Origin of the sequence: Longimicrobium sp. (assembly GCA_036387335.1) — a bacterium.
Taxonomy (GTDB): domain Bacteria; phylum Gemmatimonadota; class Gemmatimonadetes; order Longimicrobiales; family Longimicrobiaceae; genus Longimicrobium.
Map to the genome: position 1 here is coordinate 1 of DASVTZ010000170.1, position 20,217 is coordinate 20,217.

Here is a 20,217-nt window from a genome sequence, read left to right on the forward strand (position 1 = left end):
CACAGGAGAGGGTGCCCCTCTCTTTCTCGGGAGAGGGGGAGAATTCGGCCCGCCGCGACGAAGGTCGTGCGGGCCGGGTTTTTCGTGCGTCGCCGACGTGCGTTCGCGAGCGTCGGGCGCCGGGCCGCCTGTGCAAAGACATGCCGACTTACGCGTTATAGTGTAGATCACGCCACCGCTGATGTTCATACTGTCCACTTCGCGAGACAAAAACATCCGCGGAGCTGGCGAGTGATTCCGAGATGGCCAATCCGTCGACAGCGCTCCATTCATCCAACCCACCCTCCACTTTCCTCGACAAGCAGAATGCGAATCAGACTCCTGGCCGCCGCGGCGCTGCTGCTCGCCGCGTGCACCGACGACCTGCCCACGACCTCGCCCCTGAGTCCAGGGGGCGTGTCGCCGAGGGCGAACACGTACAGCCAGCCGGCGACCTGGCGCGCACACTGGCAGAGCTCGCGGGATCTGTGGATCTACGACAAGTCGCCGGAGATCGGCTTCAACATCCACATGGATGGCCAGGCTCTGCAGGAGCATCACATGGACATGGTGCACAACGCGGGAATGCGCCTGGTGCGTGTGTCGTTGTACTGGATCGAGGTGGATCCGGACGGCGATGGCATCTACGACCCGAACATGATGGCAGCGATTCGCGACAGGGTTGACAAAGCAATGAACGGCACCCGCGAGCTCGAGCTGATGTTCGTGGTCCACGGGATGTGGACCAACGCCGACGCGGCGACGGCTAACCAGCCCCTCCCCTGGAAGGACGACGCTACGGTTTCCGCCTTCAACCAGCATTTCGCCACCTTCCTGAACGACATGGCCACCGCGTTCCCGGAGGTGAAGTTCTGGCAGATCTGGAACGAGCAGGACAACTCGGGCTGGGCAAAGCCATGGCGCGACCTCCCCGGCGGCAACTCAACTAACTGGGGGGCAAGCTACGCGTCGACGCTGCGGGCCGTTTACCCGGGCCTCAAGGCCCGCGGCAGGTGGGTGGTTTCCGGGGGGCTGGAGATGCCTTCCGGGTTGCTGGAGGGGCAGAGTGTGGAATTTGTACGCGGGATGTACCAAGGTTTCGAAGCTACCGGCGGGAAGCCGTACCCGCTCGACATCATGGCGTTGCACGCATACGGCGCGAATCCTTACGACCCGTGGGGACCATTCACGAGGGTGCACAAGCTCACTCCGGTGATGAACGCGTTCGGTGACGTCAACCGCCCGATCTGGATCACCGAGACGGGAACCTCCGGCCAATGGTACCTCAGAGCGTACGGCGTTCCCGGAGGCGACTCTGACGCTATGGCTAGCACGTATGACGAGCACCAGCGCAGCTACTATGATGCTCTCGTAAACGGGCTGTACGATACGCCCATCACCAAGGTGCTCGGCTACAACATGTACACCGCGGCTGGAGACTCCGGGGTGAGCTTTCCGGACGGGCGCCCCGCCGCAGACTACAACCTGTCGCTGACCAGGAAGGGGTCGAACCCGATGACTCCCCGGCCCGCATGGCAGTGGCTGACGGCGCGCAGCGCGACGAACCGCGCGCAATGGGACCGGCCCGCATCGACCGGTGACTACCAGATCACCACCTTCGGCCTGGTTCCGTCCAACCACGCGTTCCAGTACCAGGCCGACGGATCGCTGGTGGTGCAGGGCGTTACGGTCAACACGCTCACGCCGACGAGCGTGCCGTTCATGCTGCCATTGGGGTACCAGGTCAGCATCGTCGGGGTAGGGGCTACAGGCACGGTCTACAACAACCAGGTGGCGGGGTACGACACACAGCAGAAATACATGAATCGCCTGCGCGTGCAGCCGCTCGACGTTCCGACCGTCGCCTGCTACCAGGTTCACCAGTCCAACCTCGGTGACCGGCCGGTCGTGTGCTCCAACTGGTCCGACCCCTGGACGGGGGATCCGAACCAGCGCATCGAGCAGATCCGCATCACGGTCGACAACCCGGCGTGGTCCATCTGCTACCAGGTCTTCGCCTGGAACAACGGGTGGACCCCCTGGGCGTGCAACGGCGACTGGGCAGGCAGCCGCGGCCTGGCGCGCAGCCTCGGGGCCATGCGCGTGCGCATGCAGCGCAACTAGCCACGCGGGTAATACGCACTACGGGGGCGCATCCACAGGTGTGGGTGCGCCCCCGTTTCGCGCCGGGCCTGCCCTTTTCCCGTCATCCTGAGCGGCCGGCCCCGCGGCGCCCTCATGCACCCAGAGATCGCAGGCCCGAAGGGATCTGGCCGACGCATGGCCCGGAGCCTGTCCGCGGCAGCGTTCCGGATGCCGCGGTCGGAAAAGGCAGCGAGCGGTATGGACGAAGGCACGGGCAGCCACGCGGCGCGGCCCCTACGAGGTATGGGTGCCGGCGGGCGGGCGTCGAGGTGGGGCAGAGGGAGGGCAGACACGCAGGTCTGCCCCAACCGGGACCGGTGCGCGGGACCGGTATCTGTGCGGCGGAAGGCACGGGCGCGATGAATCGCGCCCCTACGGGTCCTGTGCGCAGCGCACGATGTTCTCCCCCTCACCCGCCCTGCGCCCCCGCAGGCGGGGGAGGGGGCCGGGGGGAGGGGGCCAGCGCGGACAGACGCGCGCGTACGCCCCTCCCCCAGGTTGTTTTGGGGGAGGGGCCGCGAGGAACGAGCGGGGGAGGGGGCCCGCGCCCCTCCTACTCTCGCAACCGCTCCTCCAGCTCCCCGTCGGGCGCCACGAACACCGTCTTCGCCTGCTGGATGGTCACGCGGCCGGGCGGGGCGCCGCGCGGCTTGCGCACGTAGCGGCGGCGCGTCCAGTCCACGGCGACGGTGCCGGACGAGCGGGCCTTGCTGTGCCAGGCCGCCAGTGTGGCCGCCTCCTCCAGGTCGCGGGCGGGGGGGGCGCCCTCCTCCTGCCAGCGCAGCACCACGTGCGAGCCCGGGACGGAGCGCGCGTGCAGCCACACGTCGCCCGGCGAGGCGTGGTGAAAGGTGAGGCGGTCGTTGTCCTCGCGCGTGCGGCCCACGCGCACCTCCAGCCCGCCCGACGTGCGGTAGACGCGGTACGGCTTGCGGTCGCGCACCTGGGCGGGGCTTCTCGCCTCCTTGGACTCCGCGCGGCGCAGGGCGGCTTCCATCCACGCGGGCGGGTCGCCGGCCTCGGCGGCGGCGATGCCCTTTTCCCAGCGGCGCACCTCTGCCTTGGCGCGCTCGATGAGGCCCGGGATGCGCTCGGCGATGCGGTCCAGGCGGCGCGCTTCCTCGAACCAGCGGTTGGCGTTCTCGTGCGGGCGAAGGGAGGGGTCTACGGCGAGCTTGATCTTGCGCCCATCGTGGTCGTACACGGTCACGCGCGATGCGCCGTGCTGCACGCGATGGAGGTTGGCCAGCAGGAGCTCGCCCTTTGCGCGCAGCGGCTCAGCGGCGCCGACGCCTTGCAGCTCGGTGTAGAGCTTGGCGGCGCGGCGGCGCACGCCCTCCAGCCGGCGGCGGGCGCGGGTGAGGAGGCGCGCGATCTCCAGCTCGCGACCCGGCACCTCGTCCGAGGTCGCCAGCGTGGCCCAGGCGGCGAGGAGGGTGGGGAAGGGCTCCGCCGCGATCCCGTCCAGGCGGCGCGGATAGGGCTGCTTCCCCCAGCGCGCGTCCAGCAGCACCGGCTCCGTGTGGCCCGCGTGGACGTGCCACCAGCGCTCGAAGGCCGGGTCCAGCGCCGCCGGGTCGTCCGACGTGGCGGCGTCGCCGAGGATGGCGTCGGCGTTCAGGGGGCTGGCGTCGGCGAACCCGCGGAGGAGCTCGCCACGGCGCTGGTCGGGGGCGGCGAAGGCCAGGCGCAGGTGCCACTCCACGCGCAGTCGGTCGCGCTCCGTGGTGCGCGCGGAGAGGCGCGCCTGCGGGGCCGGTGGCGCGTACTCCTCGCCCGCATGGAGACGCCGCCCACCCGCCTCGCGCGAGCGCAGGACGGATACGATGCGCCGGTCCGCGCCGTCCACCAGCAGCGCGTTCCACTGGTTGGTGTGCAGCTCGAAGAAGAGCGAGCGCGCACCTCCGCGAAACCGGTTCCCCTCCTGAAGCTCGATGCGCAGGAGCCGCTCGTCCGGCGCGGCGGCCACGCGAACGATGCGCGCCTCGGGGGCGTGCCCCTCCAGCCCGTCGGGGCGCGGGACGATGCGCACCCAGCCGCGTGTGGGGTGCAGGTCCAGGCGCAGCGCCTCGGCGCCGTCCAGCAGCAGGAGGGCGGAGAGGTCCTTGTCGAAGACCGGCGCGGGGTGGGCCGCACGCCCCTGCAGCAGGGCGTCCAGCTCTGCCGCGAGGGCGCGGACGAGCGGCGGATCGAAGCGGATGGCGTTTGACACCCCCGGAAGATCCGACTAGCTTCCCGCCACGTCAACCCGCTGTTTTTGGACCGCATTTCGGCCCGGCGGCGCCTAGCGATGGCTGGGCCGGGGAGAAAGGTGCACATGTCCACGCAAAGCGGGAACGGCGTTCGGAAGGTCTCCGTGCGGGACCTCCGCGAGATGAAGCGCCGCGGCGACAAGATCGCCGTGCTCACCGCGTACGACTTCCTCTTCGCCCGTGTGGTGGATCGCGCGGGCGTGGAGGTCGTGCTGGTGGGGGATTCGCTGGGCCAGGTGGTGCTCGGGCTGGACAGCACCCTCCCGGTGACGCTGGACGACATGATCCACCACGCGCGCGCCGTGCGCCGCGGGGTGGAGCGCGCGCTGCTGGTGGTGGACCTCCCCTTCCTCACCTACCACGTCTCGCGCGAGGACACGCTGCGCAACGCGGGGCGGGTGATGCGCGAGACGGAAGCCAACGCCGTCAAGCTGGAGGGCGGCTCGCCCGAGACGGCGGCGATGGTGCGCGCGCTGGTGGACGCCGGGATCCCCGTGATGGGGCACCTGGGCTTCACCCCGCAGTCGGTGAACGTCACCGGCGTGCGGGTGCAGGGGAAGGGCGAGGAGGCGCGCGAGCGCATGCTGGCCGACGCGCGCCGCCTGGAAGAGGCCGGCGCGTTCTCCGTCGTGCTGGAGCTGGTGCCGCGCGCGCTGGCCGAGGCGATCACGGCGGAGCTCACCATCCCCACCATCGGCATCGGGGCCGGCGTGGGGTGCGACGGGCAGGTGCTGGTGCTGCACGACATGCTGGGGATCAACACGGAGTTCCAGCCCCGCTTCCTGCGCCGCTTCGCCGAGGTCGGCGAGGCCGCGGCGGCCGGGATCGACGCGTTCGTGAAGGCGGTGAAGGGGGGCGAGTACCCCGCCGCGGAGCACACCTTCGAATGACGGCGACGCTGGCCGTGGCCCGCACCGTGGCCGAGGCGCGCGAGGCCGTCCGCGAGGCGCGCGCGGCGGGGAAGACTGTCGCGCTCGTCCCCACCATGGGCTACCTGCACGAGGGCCACCTCTCGCTGCTGGACGAGGCGCGCGCGCGGGCGGACGTGGTGATGATGTCCATCTTCGTGAACCCCCTGCAGTTCGGGCCCACCGAGGACCTGGACCGCTATCCGCGCGACCTGGAGCGCGACCTGGCGCTGGCCGCCACGCGCGGAACGGACCTGGTCTTCGCGCCGAGCGCGGCGGAGATGTACCCGCACGGCGAGCCGGACGTGCAGGTGGTGCCCGGTGCGCTGGCGGAGCGGCTGTGCGGCGCGTCGCGGCCGGGGCACTTCCGCGGCGTGCTCACCGTGGTGGCGAAGCTGTTCGGAATCTTCCAGCCGGACGTGGCCGTATTCGGGCAGAAAGACCTGCAGCAGGCCACCCTCATCCGCCGCATGGTCGACGACCTGGACATCCCGGTGCGGGTGGAGGTGGCCCCCATCGTCCGCGAGCCGGACGGCTTGGCGATGAGCTCGCGAAACGTGTATCTTTCCGCGCCCGAACGGGAGAGCGCGCTGGCGCTCTCGCGCGGGCTGGGGCGGGCGCGCGAGATGTGGGACGCGGGCGAGACGGACGCGGCCGCGCTGCGCGCCGCTCTGTGGAGCGAGATGGCGGGGCCGGGCGTGGAGCCCGAGTACGCGGAAGTGGTCGATCCGCGAACGCTGGAGGGGGTGGAGAGGGCGGTGCCGGGCACCGTGATGGCCGTGGCGGCCCGGGTGGGAAGGACGCGGCTGATCGACAACGCGATCCTGCGCTGAAAAGGGTCACTCGACTGAACAGGGGGACGGCCCTATGCTGCGCACCATGTGCAAGTCCAAGATCCACCGGGCGACTGTCACCGGCGCGGATCTCAACTACGTGGGGTCGATCACCATCGACCCCGTGCTGATGGAAGCCGCCGACATGCTGGAGTACGAGCAGGTCTCGGTGGTGAACGTCAACAACGGCGCCCGCTTCGAGACGTACGTCATTCCGGGCGTCGAAGGCGAGGGCGAGATCTGCCTGAACGGCGCCGCGGCGCGCCTGGTGCACCCGGGCGACAAGGTGATCGTCATCTCGTACGCGCAGTACGACGAGGCCGAGATGGCGCGCTACCGCCCGCGGTTCATCTTCGTGGACGAGCAGAACCGCATCTCGCGCGACGCGTTGCGGGCCCTGCCGTCCTGAGCGACATGGGACCCTGGACCGGCGTCGTGCTGCCGCTGACGGAGCCGGGGTCCGACGACCTGAACTCCAGCCTCCCCGCGCACCTGCACCCGGTGGCGGGGAGGCCGCTGGTTTGGCACACCGTGCGCGCCGTCGCGTCTTTGCATCCAGCCCCCGAGCGCGTGGTGGTGGTGATGGACCCCGAAGCATCGTCGGCCGACCTCTTCGCGGACCTTCCCGGCCGCGTGGAGGTGGTCGCCCCCGGCGGCGAGACGCCCTGGGAGGGGCGCACGCTCCGGGTGCACGCCGCCGCCCCCTGCGCCGGCGCCGCCTTCCAGCGCCTGCTGGACGCGGGGGTCTCCGCCTGCGCGGTGGACGAGGCCGGCCGCCCCGTCGCGTTCTTCGATGACGGCGAGGGCACCGGGGCCGCGGACCGCCACGACCCCGACGCATCGTTCGTCACCAGCCGCGCGGACCTGGCGCGCGCCGGCGCCGTCATCCGCGACCGGCTGGTGCTGAAGCTGATGGAGGGCGGCGTCACCTTTCTCCTTCCGCAGTCCGTGCTGGTGGACGTGGACGTGGGGATCGGGCGCGACACCATCATCTACCCGGGCGTGGTGCTGGAGGGGCGCACCACCATCGGCGCGGAGACGGTGGTGGGGCCGTGCTGCCGCATCGTCAACAGCTGGGTAGGGAGCGGCGTCGAGCTCAAGGGCTTCAACTACCTGTCGCACACCTCCATCCGCAACCGTGCCATCCTGGAGCCGCATGTCCGCCGCGGGTTCGACTGACGCCCCCCTCTCGCCGCTCGTGGAGGCCGCCGCCCGCGGCGAGCTCCCCGATTGGGCGCGGGCGGGGAAGAAGCGGCGCGCCCACATGGGCCGCGTGGCGGCGCTGATGGGCGAGTGGGCCCGGGCGCTCGCCCTGCCCGAGCGCGACGTGAAGCGCTGGACGGCCACCGGCTGGCTCCACGACGTGCTGCGCGAGGCGGATCCGGAGGAGCTGCGTCCCGAGGTGCCGCTCCTCTTCCGCCCGCTGCCGGGCAAGCTGCTCCACGGCCCGGCCGCCGCGGTGCGCTTCAAAGACGACCTGGACCCGGAGATGTGCGAGGCGATCCGCTTCCACACGCTGGGTTCGCCGCGCTTCGGCAGGCTGGGGCGGGCGCTGTACCTGGCGGACTTCCTGGAGCCGGGCCGCACCTTCGACCCGGAGTACACCGAGTCGCTGCGCGCCCGGATGCCCGGCGACATGGACGCCATCTTCCGCGAAGTGGTGCGCCTCCGCTGGACGCACATCACGGGAAAAGGCGGCACCGCCCACCCGGAAACGCAGGCCCTGTATGAGCAGGTCGAAAGCGAAGCGTAAGCCGGCGGGCGGCCGGCTCCAGACGTTCGGCATCTTCGCGACGCTCGTCCTCGTCGCGGTCCTCATCGGCTCGCTGGTGGCGGGGGTGATGAAAGGCCGCTCGCGCGCCGCCCTCCCCGCCGCCGCCGATTCCCCCTCCGCCCCCACCGCCGCGGACGCGGTGCCGGCGGGACGCGTGCGCGTGCAGGTGCTCAACGCCTCCGGCCGCCCGGGCCTGGCCCGCGAAGCCACCCGCGTCCTGCGCGACCGTGGCTTCGACGTCAAGGAGTTCGGCAACGGCCAGGGCTTCCCCCCCGACTCCTCCGTCGTCCTGGACCGCGTGGGCCGGATCGAAGTCGCGCGCCAGGTCGCCGACGCCGTCGGCATCCGCCGCATCACCGCCCGCCCCGACTCCAACCTCTACCTCGACGCCACCGTGGTCCTTGGCCGGGATTGGAGCGCGCCCAGAGCTCCCTGATCTCACGCGGAGACGCAGAGGAACCGAGAGGAACGGAGAGAAAACACTCCTTCTCGCTAGTTCCTCTTGCCGTCTTCTCTGTGGCTCTGTGTGAGCCTGCAGTTGCAGTTTCTCCCCAATGTAAGTACAATTGTACTGACAAGAGGGGAAGCCGATAGTCACGGGAGTCGAGATGGCATACAAGGGCCGCTTTACCAGGGCGGGGAATTCGAAGTCGTATGCATTCGAATCCGCGCTTTTCCGCTCGCACCCCGAGTTTGACTCCAGCAACGTCGAGGCGGAGTACATCGGTCCCGGGGTGCTCCTGGTCCGTGCAGTGGATGCCGGAGACGGCGCGGGGCCTGGCGAAGATCCTGTGCTCGGCGCGTTCCTGGCCTTCGTGGAGCGCGACATGATCGAGCACCCGGAAAGCATCCAGCCGCTCTCTTCCGACCTGCTGGAGCGGGCGCAGCGGCTCGTCGGAGACATGGATGTCGATCTGAACGAGCGGATCGACTGAAATGGCGACCGATGGCCCACCGGCACCCGTACGGCGCGAGGGGCCCCCGCAGCGGAACGGGTGGAAGCTGTACGCGTGGAGGGAGTTCAGCCGCGCCTTCGCGGATCTGGTCAGCGAGGTCGAACGCCTGGAGCGCGAGAACCCCTCGGAGTTCCGGGCGCACCCTTCGACCAAGCGCCTCGCCGCGATCTACCGGCTGATCACGGTCACGATTCCGTCGAACCCGAACGCGCCCGAGTTCAGGCAGGGGAACACCCTGGGGAGCGCGAACCGCCACTGGTTCTCGGCGGGGTTCTACGAGCGGTACCGTCTCTTCTTCCGGTTCCGCAGCGATGCCCGCGCAATCGTTTACGCGTGGGTGAACGACGAAGAGACGTTGCGGGCCCGCGGCGCCCGGAACGATGCGTACGCGGTCTTCGAGCGTATGTTGAAAGCGGGAGCGCCGCCCGGAGACTGGGACCGGCTACTCCGCGAGTCAGAGAGCCTGCAGCTTCCCGGCGGATAGCCCTCTCGCCACGACACCCCTGAGCCGACGATGCGCCCGATCCCGGAGAAAGATCCATGAGCGTCGTGATCTTGGATGACGTCCTCATAGCGGCGCGTATGTCCGAGGATGAGCTGCGGCAGGAGATCGCGGTGATGCTCTTTGAACGGGAGCGCGTCACGCTCGCGCAGGCCGCGCGCCTCGCAGGCCAGGGCGTCGCCAGGTTCCAGCACCTCCTCGCCAGCCGGGACATCACGATCCACTACGATGTCCCCGAGTTCGAAGCTGACCTCCAGACGCTGCGCGAGCTCGAACGGCTGTGATCCTCGTCAACAGCGCCCAATCGGTTTCATAGGAGGTGGGTATGGCCAAGCTCGTGTTCGGAATGAACCAGTCGCTGGACGGCTACGTCGACCATACGGCGTTCGGCCCGAGCCCCACGCTCTTCCGCCACTTCATCGAGGAGGCCGAGGGGCAGGTGGGCAGCGTGTACGGCCGCCGGATGTACGAGATCATGCGTTACTGGGACGACGATCAGCCCGGATGGGATGCGGATGAACACGCCTTCGCGGCGGCGTGGCGGAAGCAGCCGAAATCGGTTGTCTCCCGCACGCTGAAGTCGGTCGGACCCAATGCGATGCTGGTAGGCGATGATCTGGAGGGCGCGATCCGCGCGCTCAAGGCCGAGCGCGACGGGGAGATCGAAGTTGCTGGGACCGTCCTGGCGCAAAGCCTCACCGAGCTAGGCCTGATCGACGAGTATCGCATCTACCTGCACCCCGTGGTGCTCGGTCACGGCACACCATATTTCGCCGGCCCCCGTCCGCCGCTCCGCCTCACCTCGCACGATCGGATCGACGACGTGCTCAGGCTGACCTACGTTCCTGCCTAGCCGCACGAGTCGGCTTCAGCCGACTTCCCGTTGTTCCAGCCGGGGGATTCATCCCCCGGTGTTCTGGGATTTGCCCTGCCGATCGGATGCGGCACGGCCGCCGCACCACACCAACCCCGCCCCCGCCGAGCCTGCGAAGGCAGGCTTCCCGCTGTTGTTGCAGCGGTTTCAACCGCCGGCATCCCCTCCGCCGCTAAATCGACCCCATCTGCACCGGCTTCCTCCCCTCCGTGACCTCCGCGCGCAACTGCCCGCACGCGGCTGCGATGTCGCTGCCGCGGCTTTCGCGCACGAAGGCGGAGATCCCGCGCGACTCCAGCCGCTCCACGAAGTAGTTCAGGCGCTGCCGCTTCGACGGGCGCCAATCCGTCCCCGGGATTGGGTTGAAGGGGATCAGGTTCACGAAGGCGTTGAACTCGCGAATCACCACCGCCAGCTCGTCCGCGAGTTCGGGCAGGTCGGTGACGCCGTCGATCATCACGTACTCGAAGGTGATCCGCTTGCCGCCCGCCGCGTCGAACTTGCGCAGCGCGTCCAGGAGCTCGCCGAGGTCGTACTTCTTCTCGAGCGGGATCAGCTTCTGGCGCAGCTCGTGGTTGGGCGCGTGCAGCGAGACGGCGAGGCGGAACTGCTCCGGCATCTCGGCCATGCGCAGGATGCCGGGCACCACGCCCACCGTGGAAACCGTGATGCGCCGCGCCCCCAGCCGGTAGCCGTGGTTCAGGATGCGCAGGGTGGGGAAGACCGCCTTTGGATTCATCAGCGGCTCGCCCATCCCCATGAACACGATGTTGGTGATGTCGTCGTAGCCGTGGCTCCGCGCCCAGTGGCGCGCGCCGCGGAACTGCGACACGATCTCCCCCGCCGTGAGCTGGCGGCGGTAACCGGCCCAGCCGGTGGCGCAAAAGGTGCACGCCATCGCGCACCCCGCCTGCGACGAGATGCACAGCGTGAGGCGCGTGGCGGTGGGGATCAGCACCGACTCGATCAGCTCGCCGTCGGCCAGGCGCCAGAGGTGCTTGGCGGTGCCGTCCACCGAGCGGGAGATCTTGGCCGGCGCGGGGGCGGTGAAGGCGAACGCCTCGCCCAGCGCGGCGCGCTCCGCCAGCGGCAGGTCGGTCATTTCGTCGAAGCCGAACGCCTCGCGCTCGAAGATCCAGCGCAGCACCTGCTTCACGCGAAAGGCGGGCTGCCCCCGGCGCTCGAAGTGGGCGCGGAGCACGGCTTCCGCCTCTTCGGGGAGGAGGCCGATCAGGTCGGTCGGGGGTGCTTCGGGTGTCATGGCTGTTTTTTGAACGGAAGTGCTAAGTGCTGAGTGCTAAGTGCTGAACACCGCTCTTCAGGACTTAGCACTTAGGACTTAGGACTCGTAGTTACATTCGCGCCGTACGCGTCCCGGTCTGATTCCCCCCACCGGCCGCGGTGTTCCCCGGGCGCATGCTTGATGCCGCCGCGGGCCCACGTTAGGTTGACGGGCTTCCGGCCACGCTCCCCCACGGCGTGGCCGGTGCTTTCCACCCCTCTGAGGTGCGCGTGCTGCTGACCGAGCTGCTGACCCCGGACCGCATCCAGGTGCCGCTGCGGGGCGCGTCCAAGGACGCCCTGCTGGAGGAGCTGGTGGAGGTGCTCCACCGCGGCGGCTACCTGAGCGACCCCGCCGACGTGCTGCGCGCCGTGCGCGCGCGCGAAGAGGTGCTGAGCACCGGCATCGGCAGCGGCGTGGCGATTCCGCATGGGAAGAGCGACTCGGCGCCGGAGCTGGTGATGGCCGCCGGCGTGGTGCCCGAGCCGGTGGACTTCGACGCGCTGGACGGCCGCCCCGTGACGCTGGTCTTCCTGCTGGTGGGACCGGAGTCGGCGGCGGGGGCGCACGTCAAGGCGCTCTCGCGCATCTCGCGCCTGGTGCGCCGCGACGCGCTCCGCGAGAGGCTGGCCGCCGCCCGCACGCCGGACGACTTCCTCGCCGTGCTCGCCGAAGCCGAGAGCACGTGAGGCGCGGGCTGCGCTGGGCGCCCGCGCTGGTGTACATGGCCGCGATCTTCGTGGCGTCCGCCCAGCACACGGTGCGGTTGCCGGACGTGGACAACTCGGACAAGATGCTGCACTTCGCGGCGTACGCGGGGCTCGGCGTGCTGCTGGCGTACGGCGGCGCACCCGCCGCGGTGGGACGGCTTCCGCTGATCGCGATCGGCTCGCTGTACGGCGCGTCGGACGAGGTGCACCAGAGCTTCGTGCCGGGCCGCACGCCGGACCCGGCGGACTGGGTGGCGGACACGCTGGGCGCGATCGCCGGGGTGCTCGCCGCTCACACATACTTCTCACGACGACGCGCCCGGGCAGCCGTGCCGGGCGCCGATCCTTTGCGCCGATGACGGACCACTTCGCCACAGCATTCCGCACCACCGCCGCGGGCACGCTCCGCGCGGCCGACGCGGGCTCCGCCGCAACCCTCGCCGGCTGGGTCCACCGCCGCCGCGACCTGGGCGGGCTCGTCTTCCTGGACCTGCGTGACCGAGAGGGAATCGTGCAGGTCTCCTTCGACCCCGCGTGGACTCCGGAGGAGGTGCTCGCCGAGGCGCGTGCCCTGGGTCCCGAGGACGTGGTGCAGGTGGAGGGGACGATCTTCCCGCGCATCGCCGGGCAGCACAACGCGGACATGGCCACCGGCGACGTGGAGATGCGCTGCACGGGGCTGCGCATTTTGACGCGCGCGGAGCCGCTCCCCATCCAGGTGTACCGCGCGCCGTCCGACGAGCTGGCCTCCGAGGACCTGCGCCTCCGCTACCGCTACCTGGACCTGCGCCGGCCGGAGCTGCAAAAGAACTTCATGGTGCGGCATCGCGCTGCGCACGCCACGCGCACGTACCTGGGCGAGCAGGGCTTCCTCGAGATCGAGACGCCCATGCTCACCAAGCCGACGCCGGAGGGCGCGCGTGACTTCGTGGTGCCCAGCCGCATGCACCCCGGCGAGTTCTACGCGCTCCCGCAGTCGCCGCAGATCTACAAGCAGCTCCTGATGGTGAGCGGCTACGACCGCTACTTCCAGATCGCCCGCTGCCTGCGCGACGAGGACCTGCGCGCGGACCGCCAGCTCGAGTTCACGCAGATCGACGCCGAGATGGCGTTCGTGGACGAGGAGGACGTCTTCCGGACGGGCGAGGGGCTGATGGCGGCCGTCTTCCGCGACGTGCTCGGTGTGGAGCTGGCGACGCCCTTCCCGCGCATGACCTTCATGGAGGCGCTCTCCCGCTACGGCACCGACAAGCCGGACCTGCGCTTCGACCTGCCGATCGTGGACGTGACGGAAGCGTTGGCGGGCGCCGACTTCCGCCTCTTCCAGGCGATCGAGGGGACACCGCAGCGCATCCGCGGCATCCGCGTTCCCGGCGGCGCGCGGCTGTCGCGCAGGGAGCTGGACGAGCTGCAGGACGTGGCGAAGCGCGGCGGCGCGGCGGGCGCGCTGTGGGTCAAGCGCGGCGACGAGGGGATGTCCGGCCAGTTCGCCAAGGCGCTGACGGGCGGGGTGCTGGATGGGTTCCTCGGCGCCAGCGCGATGGAGGCAGGCGACCTGTTCGTGGCCGTCGTCGGCCACTTCCGCTCCGCCCCAGACGCCGCTTCCGCGACCGACGAGGCGATCTCATCACCTCTCGAAGGGGCGCTGGACGAGCTGCGCCGCCATCTCGCGCGCAAGATGGACATGGTCGACGAGACGAAGCACGCGTGGCTCTGGGTGACGGAGTTCCCGCTCTTCGATTGGGATGCGGAGCACGGCCGGCTGGTGTACGCTCACAACCCGTTCAGCATGCCGCACCCGGACGACCTCCCCATCTTCCTGGAGGCGTCGAGGAACGGCGCTCCGACGGGTGCAGAGGCGCGCGCGCTGTACGCACGGGGCCTGCGCTCGCGCGCGTACGACGCGGTGTGCAACGGGGCGGAGATGGCGAGCGGCTCGGTCCGCATCCACATCCCCGAGCTGCAGCGCTCCGTCTTCGCGGCGATGGGGATCGGTGAGGAGGAGGCGGAGGCGAAGTTCGGGTTCCTGCTGGAGGCGTACCGTTTCGGGGCGCCGCCGCACGCGGGCTTCGCCTTCGGCTTCGATCGCTTGGTGATGCTCCTCGCCGGCGTCACCTCCATCCGCGACGTCGTCGCCTTCCCCAAGACGACCAGCGCCCGCGCCCTTTTCGAAGGCGCGCCCGTGAAGCTCGGCGACGATCAGTTGAAGGAAGCGAACATCCAGGTGCGTGGGAAGTAATAAGGGAAGTGCTAAGTCCTAAGTGCCTAGTGCCTAGTGCCTAGTGCCTAGTGCCTGGTGCGTCACCGCAGGGGACGGCGCGTGTCCCCACCATTTGTCATCCTGAGGGAGCCCGCCGGACGGAACACGGCGGAGGAAGCGGGTCTCACTGCGGCGACCGAAGGATCTAGCCGGCGAGGCAGGAGAACCGTGCGCGACACGCTGGACCTCTCGGCACGCGCAGTAGATCCTTCGCTTCGCGCCAGAGGTTAGAGCACGCGAGAGGATGGAGAGGCGCGTCGCTCAGGATGACAAAGAAGAGGTTGGGTTGACGTGCGCAGGGGGCGGGGCGGGGGAGGGCACGGGCGGCCACATGGGGCCGCCCCTACCAGGGGGTGGTGCGCGATGCGTAGGCAGGGGCGGGGGCAGGGTGGGCAGACACGCAGGTCTGCCCCTACGACGGTCGGCGTGCGGGGCACGGGCGCGATGAATCGCGCCCCTACTGGGCACTTGGCACTAGGCACTTGGCACTTTCAGTTCTACATACACCCGCAGCAAACCTAAATGCCTGATACATCATCGCCGGTCCAGCACCGGCTTCCCGCCGAAGGGGCGGACCCGCTCGCGCTGGGCGGGGTGAACGACGCGAACCTCACCGAGCTCGGGCGCGTGTCCGGGCTGCGCGTGGTGCTGCGCGACGACCACCTCCTCCTCAGCGGGCGGCTCGAAGACGTGGAGCGCACCGTTCCCGTCGCGCAGCACATGATCCAGATGGCGCGCACCGGCGTGCCCTTCGGCACCGACGACGTGGCGCGCTTCTTCGACGCGTCCCGCTCCGGCAACGGGGTGGGGAAGCTCGCCGATCCGGGGCGCGTCGTCGTGCCGGGCGTGCGCCGCGCCATCACTCCGAAATCAGAGGGGCAGGCGGCGTACCTGCAGAACATCGAGGAGAACGACATCACGGTGGGGATCGGACCGGCGGGCACCGGCAAGACCTACCTGGCCGTCGCCATGGCGGTGGACGCGCTCTTCAAGAAGCGGGTGAAGCGCATCATCCTGGCGCGCCCCGCCGTGGAGGCCGGCGAGAACCTGGGCTTCCTGCCGGGCGATCTGCAGGAGAAGATCGATCCGTACCTGCGCCCGCTGTACGACTCGCTGGAGGACATGATCCCGCCCGACCGGCTGCGCAGGGCGATGGAGAGCCGCTCCATCGAGATCGCGCCGCTGGCGTACATGCGCGGGCGCACGCTGCAGGACGCCTTCGTGATCCTCGATGAGGCGCAGAATGCCACGCGCGCGCAGATGAAGATGTTCCTCACCCGCCTGGGGCTGAACTCCAAGGCGGTGATCACGGGCGACAAGACGCAGATCGACCTTCCCAACAAAGGTGACTCGGGGCTGATCGAGGTGGAGCAGGTGCTGAAGGGGATCGAGGGGATCGCCTTCTCGTACCTGAGCGGGCGCGACGTCATCCGCCACCGGCTGGTGAAGGAGATCATCGAGGCGTACGCCGCCGCCAGTGGCGAGACGGTGCCCGACGGCAGCCAGGAGCCGGTGGCTTCCTGATGAAGCCCGCCGCCGCGGAGCTGCCCCGGCCCGAACGGCGGGCCGCGCTGCGCCCCGCCGGGGACGATGCGCCCTGGACCCGCGCGCGGCGCCTGCGCCACCACGGCTTCCGCCTGGCCCTGCTCCTGGGCACGGCGGGGGCCGTGACCGCGCTCTTCCCCGCGGCGCGCGGGTCGGACACGCCGGTGCTGGAGCGCGGCGTGGTGGCGCGCAAGGACGTGGTGGCGGAGATCCCCTTCCAGATCCCCAAGACCACCGAGGAGCTGCGCCACGACCAGGACGAAGCCGCCAGCGGCATCCCCCCGGTCTACGACTTCGACCCCACCGCCGCCGACAGCGTCGTGCGCGGCCTGCGGGTCTTCTTTGCGTCCGTGGATCGCCAGCTCGCCGCCGCCCCGCTGGCCGGGCGCGATCTCGCGGTGCGCCGCGCCCTGGCCTCCGCCCGCGTCCCCACCACGCTCGGCGCGGTCGAGGTGCTGGGCGACTCCGCGCGGCGCGCGATGCTGGCGGCCGCCACGGAGGCCACTGTGCGCGAGCGCTTCGGGCAGGGGATCGCGCGAGGCGCCGCCGAGCGCAACCGCCTCCCCGCCGTGCGCGTGCGCGGGCTGCCGGACGGCGAGCGGCTGGTGCCGTCCGACTCGCTGCACACGGCGGACGAGTTCTTCAGCGGCGCCGCCGCGGCGCTCCCGCCCGAGCTGGGCGCGGACGCGGCGGAGCTGCAGCGCCTGCTGCTGGTGCGCTACTTCCGGCCCTCGCTGGCGCGCAACGAGGCGGAGACGCGCGCCGCCCGCGCCCGCGCCCGCGCCGCGGTCGACCCCGTGAAGGCGCGCGTCCTGGCCGGCGAGAGGATCGTAGGCGCGCGCGAGCAGGTGGGGGAGCGCGAGGAGGAGCGCCTGCGCGCCTATCAGGCCGCCCTCGATGCGCAGCGCGACGAGCGCGGCGGCGGGCGCACGACGGGGCGCGTCACCGGCTCCATCCTGTACAACCTGCTCCTGCTGGGCATCGTCGGCTTCCTGCTGCGGCTGGCGCGGCTCCAGGTGTACGACGACGACCGCGCCGTCACCTTTCTGGCGGTGCTGATCGTGGCCGTCTCGGGGATGGCGGCGCTGGTGGCGCGTGGCGGGCTGCCGCCGGAGCTGATCCCGGTGCCCTTTGCCACCCTCGTGGTGGCCGTGCTCTGGGGCGGACGCCTGGCGCTGGTGACTGCGCTGGTGCTGGCGCTCCTGCTCGGCGGGCAGACGCCGTTTCTGGGCGCGGCGATCGCGTTCTCGGCGGCGGTGGGCGGGGCGTCGGCGTCGTTCGGTGTGCGGCTGGCTCAGCGAAGGCTGCAGACGTGGGCGGTCGCGGGGGTGGTGGGCGCGGCGTACGCGGGGTGCGCGCTGGCGGTCGGGCTGCAGCGCGCGGAGCCGTGGCAGGTGATCGGCTGGTCCGCGCTGTGGGGCGTGGTGAACGCGACGGCGTGCACGCTGCTGGCCATCGGCTTCCTGCCGGTCGCGGAGTGGTTCACGCGCGTGACGACCGCCCAGACGCTGCTGGAGCTGGCCGATCCCAACCACCCGCTCCTGCGCCGTCTCTCCATGGAGGCGCCGGGGACGTACGCGCACACCATCAGCGTGGCGAACCTGGCCGAGGCGGTGTGCAACGCCATCGGCGCCAACGCGCTGCTGGCCCGCGTGGGGGTCTACTACCACGACGTGGGCAAGATCGCCAAGCCGCACTACTTCATCGAGAACCAGCCGCGCGGCCGCAATCCGCACGACAAGCTGAAGCCGGCCATGAGCGCCGCCATCGTACGCAGCCACGTCGTGGAAGGGCTGCGCCTGGCGGAGGAGTACAAGGTGCCGGCCACGGTGCGCGCCTTCATCACGCAGCACCACGGCACGCAGTCCATCTCCTTCTTCCTGGACCAGGCACGCGCCGCCGACCCGGACGCCCGCGTCAACGCGACGGACTTCCAGTACCTGGGCCCGAAGCCGCAGACGCGCGAGACGGCGGTGGTGATGATGGCCGACTCGGTGGAGTCCGCCGCGCGCGTGCTGCAGGACCCCACGCCCGAGCGGATCCGCGAGCTGGTGGACCGCATCGTGGGCGCCAAGATCGCGGCCGGCCAGCTCGACGAGTGCCCGCTGACGTTGCGCGAGATCCACACGACGCGCGAGGTGCTGGCCCGCGTCCTCTCGGGGATGTACCACCAGCGCCTCGACTATCCCTCCGCCGTCCCCGCCCCGGAACTCCCCCGGGAAGCGCAGGAGCCGGAGCCCACCCGGGCCGCGGGGTGAACTTGCAAGAGCCGATCGTGGAGGTGAGCCTGGGCGAGGGCGTGACGCCGCCCGTCCAGCCGGAGCGCGTGGAGGCCGCCGTGCGCTACGTCCTGCGGGCCGAGGGCGTGGCCGACGCGGAGATCTCCGTGGCGCTGCTGGCCGACGGCGCCATCGCGGCCATGAACGACCAGTACCTGGAGCACGTGGGGCCCACCGACGTCATCACCTTCGCCATGCACGAGGGCGACGAGCCGCCGCTGGGCGACGTGTATGTGGGGGTGGAGCAGGCCGTCCGCCAGGCCGCCGAGTTCGGCGCGACGGCGGAGGAGGAGGTGCTGCGCGTGACGATGCACGGCGTCCTCCACGTCCTCGGCTACCATCACCCTGACGGGCCCGAGCGCATGCAGTCCGAGATGTTCGTCCGCCAGGAGGAGCTGCTTCGCTCCTTCCTCTCGGGCGACGCATGATCCTTCGCCACGCCCCACCCCTGGCCCGCGCTTGACGCCCGCTTCCGAGCAGCTCTCCGTCGCACGCCTCCGCGAGCTCCTGGAGCACGAGGACGACGCGGGGCTGCGCGCGTTCCTGGACGAGGTTCCGCACGCCAGCGACATCGCGGACCTGCTGGAGGAGCTGGACGAGGAGGACCGCGCCCACGCCGTGCGCGTGCTGGCAGGCGACCCGGCGCTCGCGGCCGAGGCGCTGGCCGAGATGGACCCCGACGAGCACCCCGAGGACTCCCTCGCCGGCCTGGAGTCCGAGCAGATCGCCGCCGTCGTGGCCGAGATGTCCGACGACGACGCCGCGGACCTGATCGGCGAGATGGACCCGGAGGACCAGGCGCGCGTGCTGGCGGCGCTGCCGGTGGAGGACGCCGGCGAGATCCGCGACCTCATGCGCTACCCGGAGGACTCCGCGGGCGGCATCATGACCACGGAGCTGGTCGCCATCCCCGTGGGCCTCACCGCCGCGGAGGCGACCGAGGAGGTGCGGCGGCAGGCGCAGGAACACGAGATGGAAGAGCTGTACGTCGTCTTCGTGGTCGACCGGCGGCGCGTGCTCCAGGGCTTCCTTCCGCTCGCGCGGCTGGTGAGCGCTTCCCCCGCCGCGCAGGTGACGGATCTGCTGGAGGAGGTCCCCGCGACCGTCCTGCCGGAGACGGACCGCGAGGAGGTGGCGCGCGTGGTGTCGCGCTACAACCTCACGGTGGTGGCGGTGGTGGACGGCGCGGGGCGGCTGCTGGGCGGCGTGACCTTCGACGACGTCCTGGACGTGATGGAGGAGGAGAACACGCGCGACATCCTCGGCCTCGCCGGTACCTCCCAGGGCGAGGAGCTGCGCGGCGGCTGGGGAGAGGCCGTCCGCTCGCGGCTGCCCTGGCTCTTCGTCAACCTGGTCACCGCCTTCGCCGCCGCGTCGGTGGTGTACGCCTTCGAGGACGTGGTGAGCAAGGTCGCTCTCCTGGCGGTCTGCATGCCCGTGATCGCGGGTATGGGCGGAAACACCGGCACCCAGGCGCTCGCCGTGACCGTTCGGCGCCTGGCGCTCACCGTGGGGACCCGGCGCCCGTGGGGGGTGCTGGTGAAAGAGCTGCTGGTGGGCGCGACCAACGGGCTGGCCACCGGGATCGTAGCGTCCGCTGCCGCGTACGGGCTCTCCATCGCCACCAAAGGCGACCCGCGGCTGGCGCTGGTGGTGCTTCTGGCGATGTGGGGGAACCTCGCCATCGGCGGATTCGCGGGTGCTCTCGTCCCGACCGTGCTGGAACGCATCGGGGTCGACCCGGCCGTGGCGTCGTCCATCTTCGTCACTACGTTCACGGACATGTTCGGGTTCTTTCTGCTGCTCGGGCTCGCGTCGCAGATGCTGTTGTAGGGGGGGCCGCCGGGGGATGAATCCCCCGGCTGGAACCACGGGAAGACGGCTGAAGCCGTCTCGCCATTTTTGTCATCCTGAGCGA

The 20,217-nt window shown here is 70.6% G+C and carries 20 protein-coding genes; 18 read left to right on the plus strand and 2 right to left on the minus strand.

Going from position 1 to position 20,217, the window contains the following annotated elements; genetic code table 11:
- Nucleotides 1-306 precede the first annotated feature (306 nt).
- Entirely contained in the window at nt 307-2,103 is a 1,797-nt protein-coding gene (locus tag VF647_16320; GenBank protein HEX8453668.1) for a cellulase family glycosylhydrolase, read from the plus strand.
- A 574-nt stretch (nt 2,104-2,677) separates the two neighbouring features.
- On the opposite strand, the gene VF647_16325 is transcribed toward VF647_16320, so the two are convergent.
- A complete protein-coding gene (locus VF647_16325; GenBank protein ID HEX8453669.1) occupies nt 2,678-4,336 on the minus strand; it encodes an NFACT RNA binding domain-containing protein in 1,659 nt (552 codons plus the stop codon).
- 105 nt (nt 4,337-4,441) lie between these two features.
- Here VF647_16325 and panB point away from each other — a divergent pair, with 105 nt between their 5' ends.
- From panB to VF647_16375, 10 genes are all read left to right on the plus strand, one after another.
- The gene (gene panB, locus VF647_16330; GenBank protein HEX8453670.1) at nt 4,442-5,266 is read left to right on the plus strand and encodes a 3-methyl-2-oxobutanoate hydroxymethyltransferase; all 825 of its coding nucleotides are present in this window, start codon (nt 4,442-4,444) and stop codon (nt 5,264-5,266) included.
- The gene (gene panC, locus VF647_16335) at nt 5,263-6,117 is read left to right on the plus strand and encodes a pantoate--beta-alanine ligase (protein HEX8453671.1); all 855 of its coding nucleotides are present in this window, start codon (nt 5,263-5,265) and stop codon (nt 6,115-6,117) included. Before panB ends, panC begins: the two co-directional genes overlap by 4 nt.
- Nucleotides 6,118-6,151: 34 nt before the next feature.
- On the plus strand, nt 6,152-6,526 hold the full coding sequence (gene panD, locus VF647_16340) for an aspartate 1-decarboxylase (GenBank protein HEX8453672.1): 375 nt from the start codon (nt 6,152-6,154) through the stop codon (nt 6,524-6,526).
- A 5-nt stretch (nt 6,527-6,531) separates the two neighbouring features.
- Entirely contained in the window at nt 6,532-7,296 is a 765-nt protein-coding gene (locus tag VF647_16345) for a hypothetical protein (GenBank protein HEX8453673.1), read from the plus strand.
- The gene (locus VF647_16350; GenBank protein ID HEX8453674.1) at nt 7,274-7,870 is read left to right on the plus strand and encodes an HD domain-containing protein; all 597 of its coding nucleotides are present in this window, start codon (nt 7,274-7,276) and stop codon (nt 7,868-7,870) included. Before VF647_16345 ends, VF647_16350 begins: the two co-directional genes overlap by 23 nt.
- The gene (locus VF647_16355; GenBank protein HEX8453675.1) at nt 7,845-8,327 is read left to right on the plus strand and encodes a LytR C-terminal domain-containing protein; all 483 of its coding nucleotides are present in this window, start codon (nt 7,845-7,847) and stop codon (nt 8,325-8,327) included. Before VF647_16350 ends, VF647_16355 begins: the two co-directional genes overlap by 26 nt.
- A 172-nt stretch (nt 8,328-8,499) precedes the next feature.
- Nucleotides 8,500-8,826: a type II toxin-antitoxin system PrlF family antitoxin gene (locus tag VF647_16360; protein HEX8453676.1), complete on the plus strand. Its 327-nt coding sequence runs from the start codon at nt 8,500-8,502 to the stop codon at nt 8,824-8,826.
- Nucleotide 8,827: 1 nt separating this feature from the next.
- The gene (locus VF647_16365; GenBank protein HEX8453677.1) at nt 8,828-9,331 is read left to right on the plus strand and encodes a type II toxin-antitoxin system YhaV family toxin; all 504 of its coding nucleotides are present in this window, start codon (nt 8,828-8,830) and stop codon (nt 9,329-9,331) included.
- 56 nt (nt 9,332-9,387) lie between these two features.
- Nucleotides 9,388-9,633, plus strand: coding sequence for a UPF0175 family protein (locus tag VF647_16370; protein HEX8453678.1), 246 nt, complete (start codon nt 9,388-9,390; stop codon nt 9,631-9,633).
- Between the two features lie 41 nt (nt 9,634-9,674).
- The gene (locus VF647_16375; GenBank protein HEX8453679.1) at nt 9,675-10,202 is read left to right on the plus strand and encodes a dihydrofolate reductase family protein; all 528 of its coding nucleotides are present in this window, start codon (nt 9,675-9,677) and stop codon (nt 10,200-10,202) included.
- 193 nt (nt 10,203-10,395) lie between these two features.
- Here VF647_16375 and rlmN read toward each other — a convergent pair whose 3' ends face one another.
- Nucleotides 10,396-11,484, minus strand: coding sequence for a 23S rRNA (adenine(2503)-C(2))-methyltransferase RlmN (rlmN, locus tag VF647_16380; GenBank protein HEX8453680.1), 1,089 nt, complete (start codon nt 11,482-11,484; stop codon nt 10,396-10,398).
- Between the two features lie 245 nt (nt 11,485-11,729).
- Between rlmN and VF647_16385 the strand changes: the two genes are divergently transcribed.
- From VF647_16385 to mgtE, 7 genes are all read left to right on the plus strand, one after another.
- Nucleotides 11,730-12,194, plus strand: coding sequence for a PTS sugar transporter subunit IIA (locus tag VF647_16385; GenBank protein ID HEX8453681.1), 465 nt, complete (start codon nt 11,730-11,732; stop codon nt 12,192-12,194).
- Nucleotides 12,191-12,574, plus strand: coding sequence for a VanZ family protein (locus VF647_16390; GenBank protein ID HEX8453682.1), 384 nt, complete (start codon nt 12,191-12,193; stop codon nt 12,572-12,574). Before VF647_16385 ends, VF647_16390 begins: the two co-directional genes overlap by 4 nt.
- Nucleotides 12,571-14,454, plus strand: coding sequence for an aspartate--tRNA ligase (gene aspS / locus VF647_16395; GenBank protein HEX8453683.1), 1,884 nt, complete (start codon nt 12,571-12,573; stop codon nt 14,452-14,454). The genes VF647_16390 and aspS overlap by 4 nt, the downstream gene beginning before the upstream one ends.
- Nucleotides 14,455-14,997: 543 nt before the next feature.
- The gene (locus VF647_16400) at nt 14,998-15,999 is read left to right on the plus strand and encodes a PhoH family protein (GenBank protein ID HEX8453684.1); all 1,002 of its coding nucleotides are present in this window, start codon (nt 14,998-15,000) and stop codon (nt 15,997-15,999) included.
- On the plus strand, nt 15,999-18,278 hold the full coding sequence (locus tag VF647_16405) for an HDIG domain-containing protein (GenBank protein ID HEX8453685.1): 2,280 nt from the start codon (nt 15,999-16,001) through the stop codon (nt 18,276-18,278). The genes VF647_16400 and VF647_16405 overlap by 1 nt, the downstream gene beginning before the upstream one ends.
- 2 nt (nt 18,279-18,280) lie before the next feature.
- Complete coding sequence (gene ybeY / locus VF647_16410; protein HEX8453686.1) at nt 18,281-18,727, plus strand: rRNA maturation RNase YbeY; 447 nt, start codon at nt 18,281-18,283, stop codon at nt 18,725-18,727.
- Nucleotides 18,728-18,758: 31 nt separating this feature from the next.
- The gene (mgtE, locus tag VF647_16415) at nt 18,759-20,132 is read left to right on the plus strand and encodes a magnesium transporter (GenBank protein HEX8453687.1); all 1,374 of its coding nucleotides are present in this window, start codon (nt 18,759-18,761) and stop codon (nt 20,130-20,132) included.
- Nucleotides 20,133-20,217: the final 85 nt, after the last annotated feature.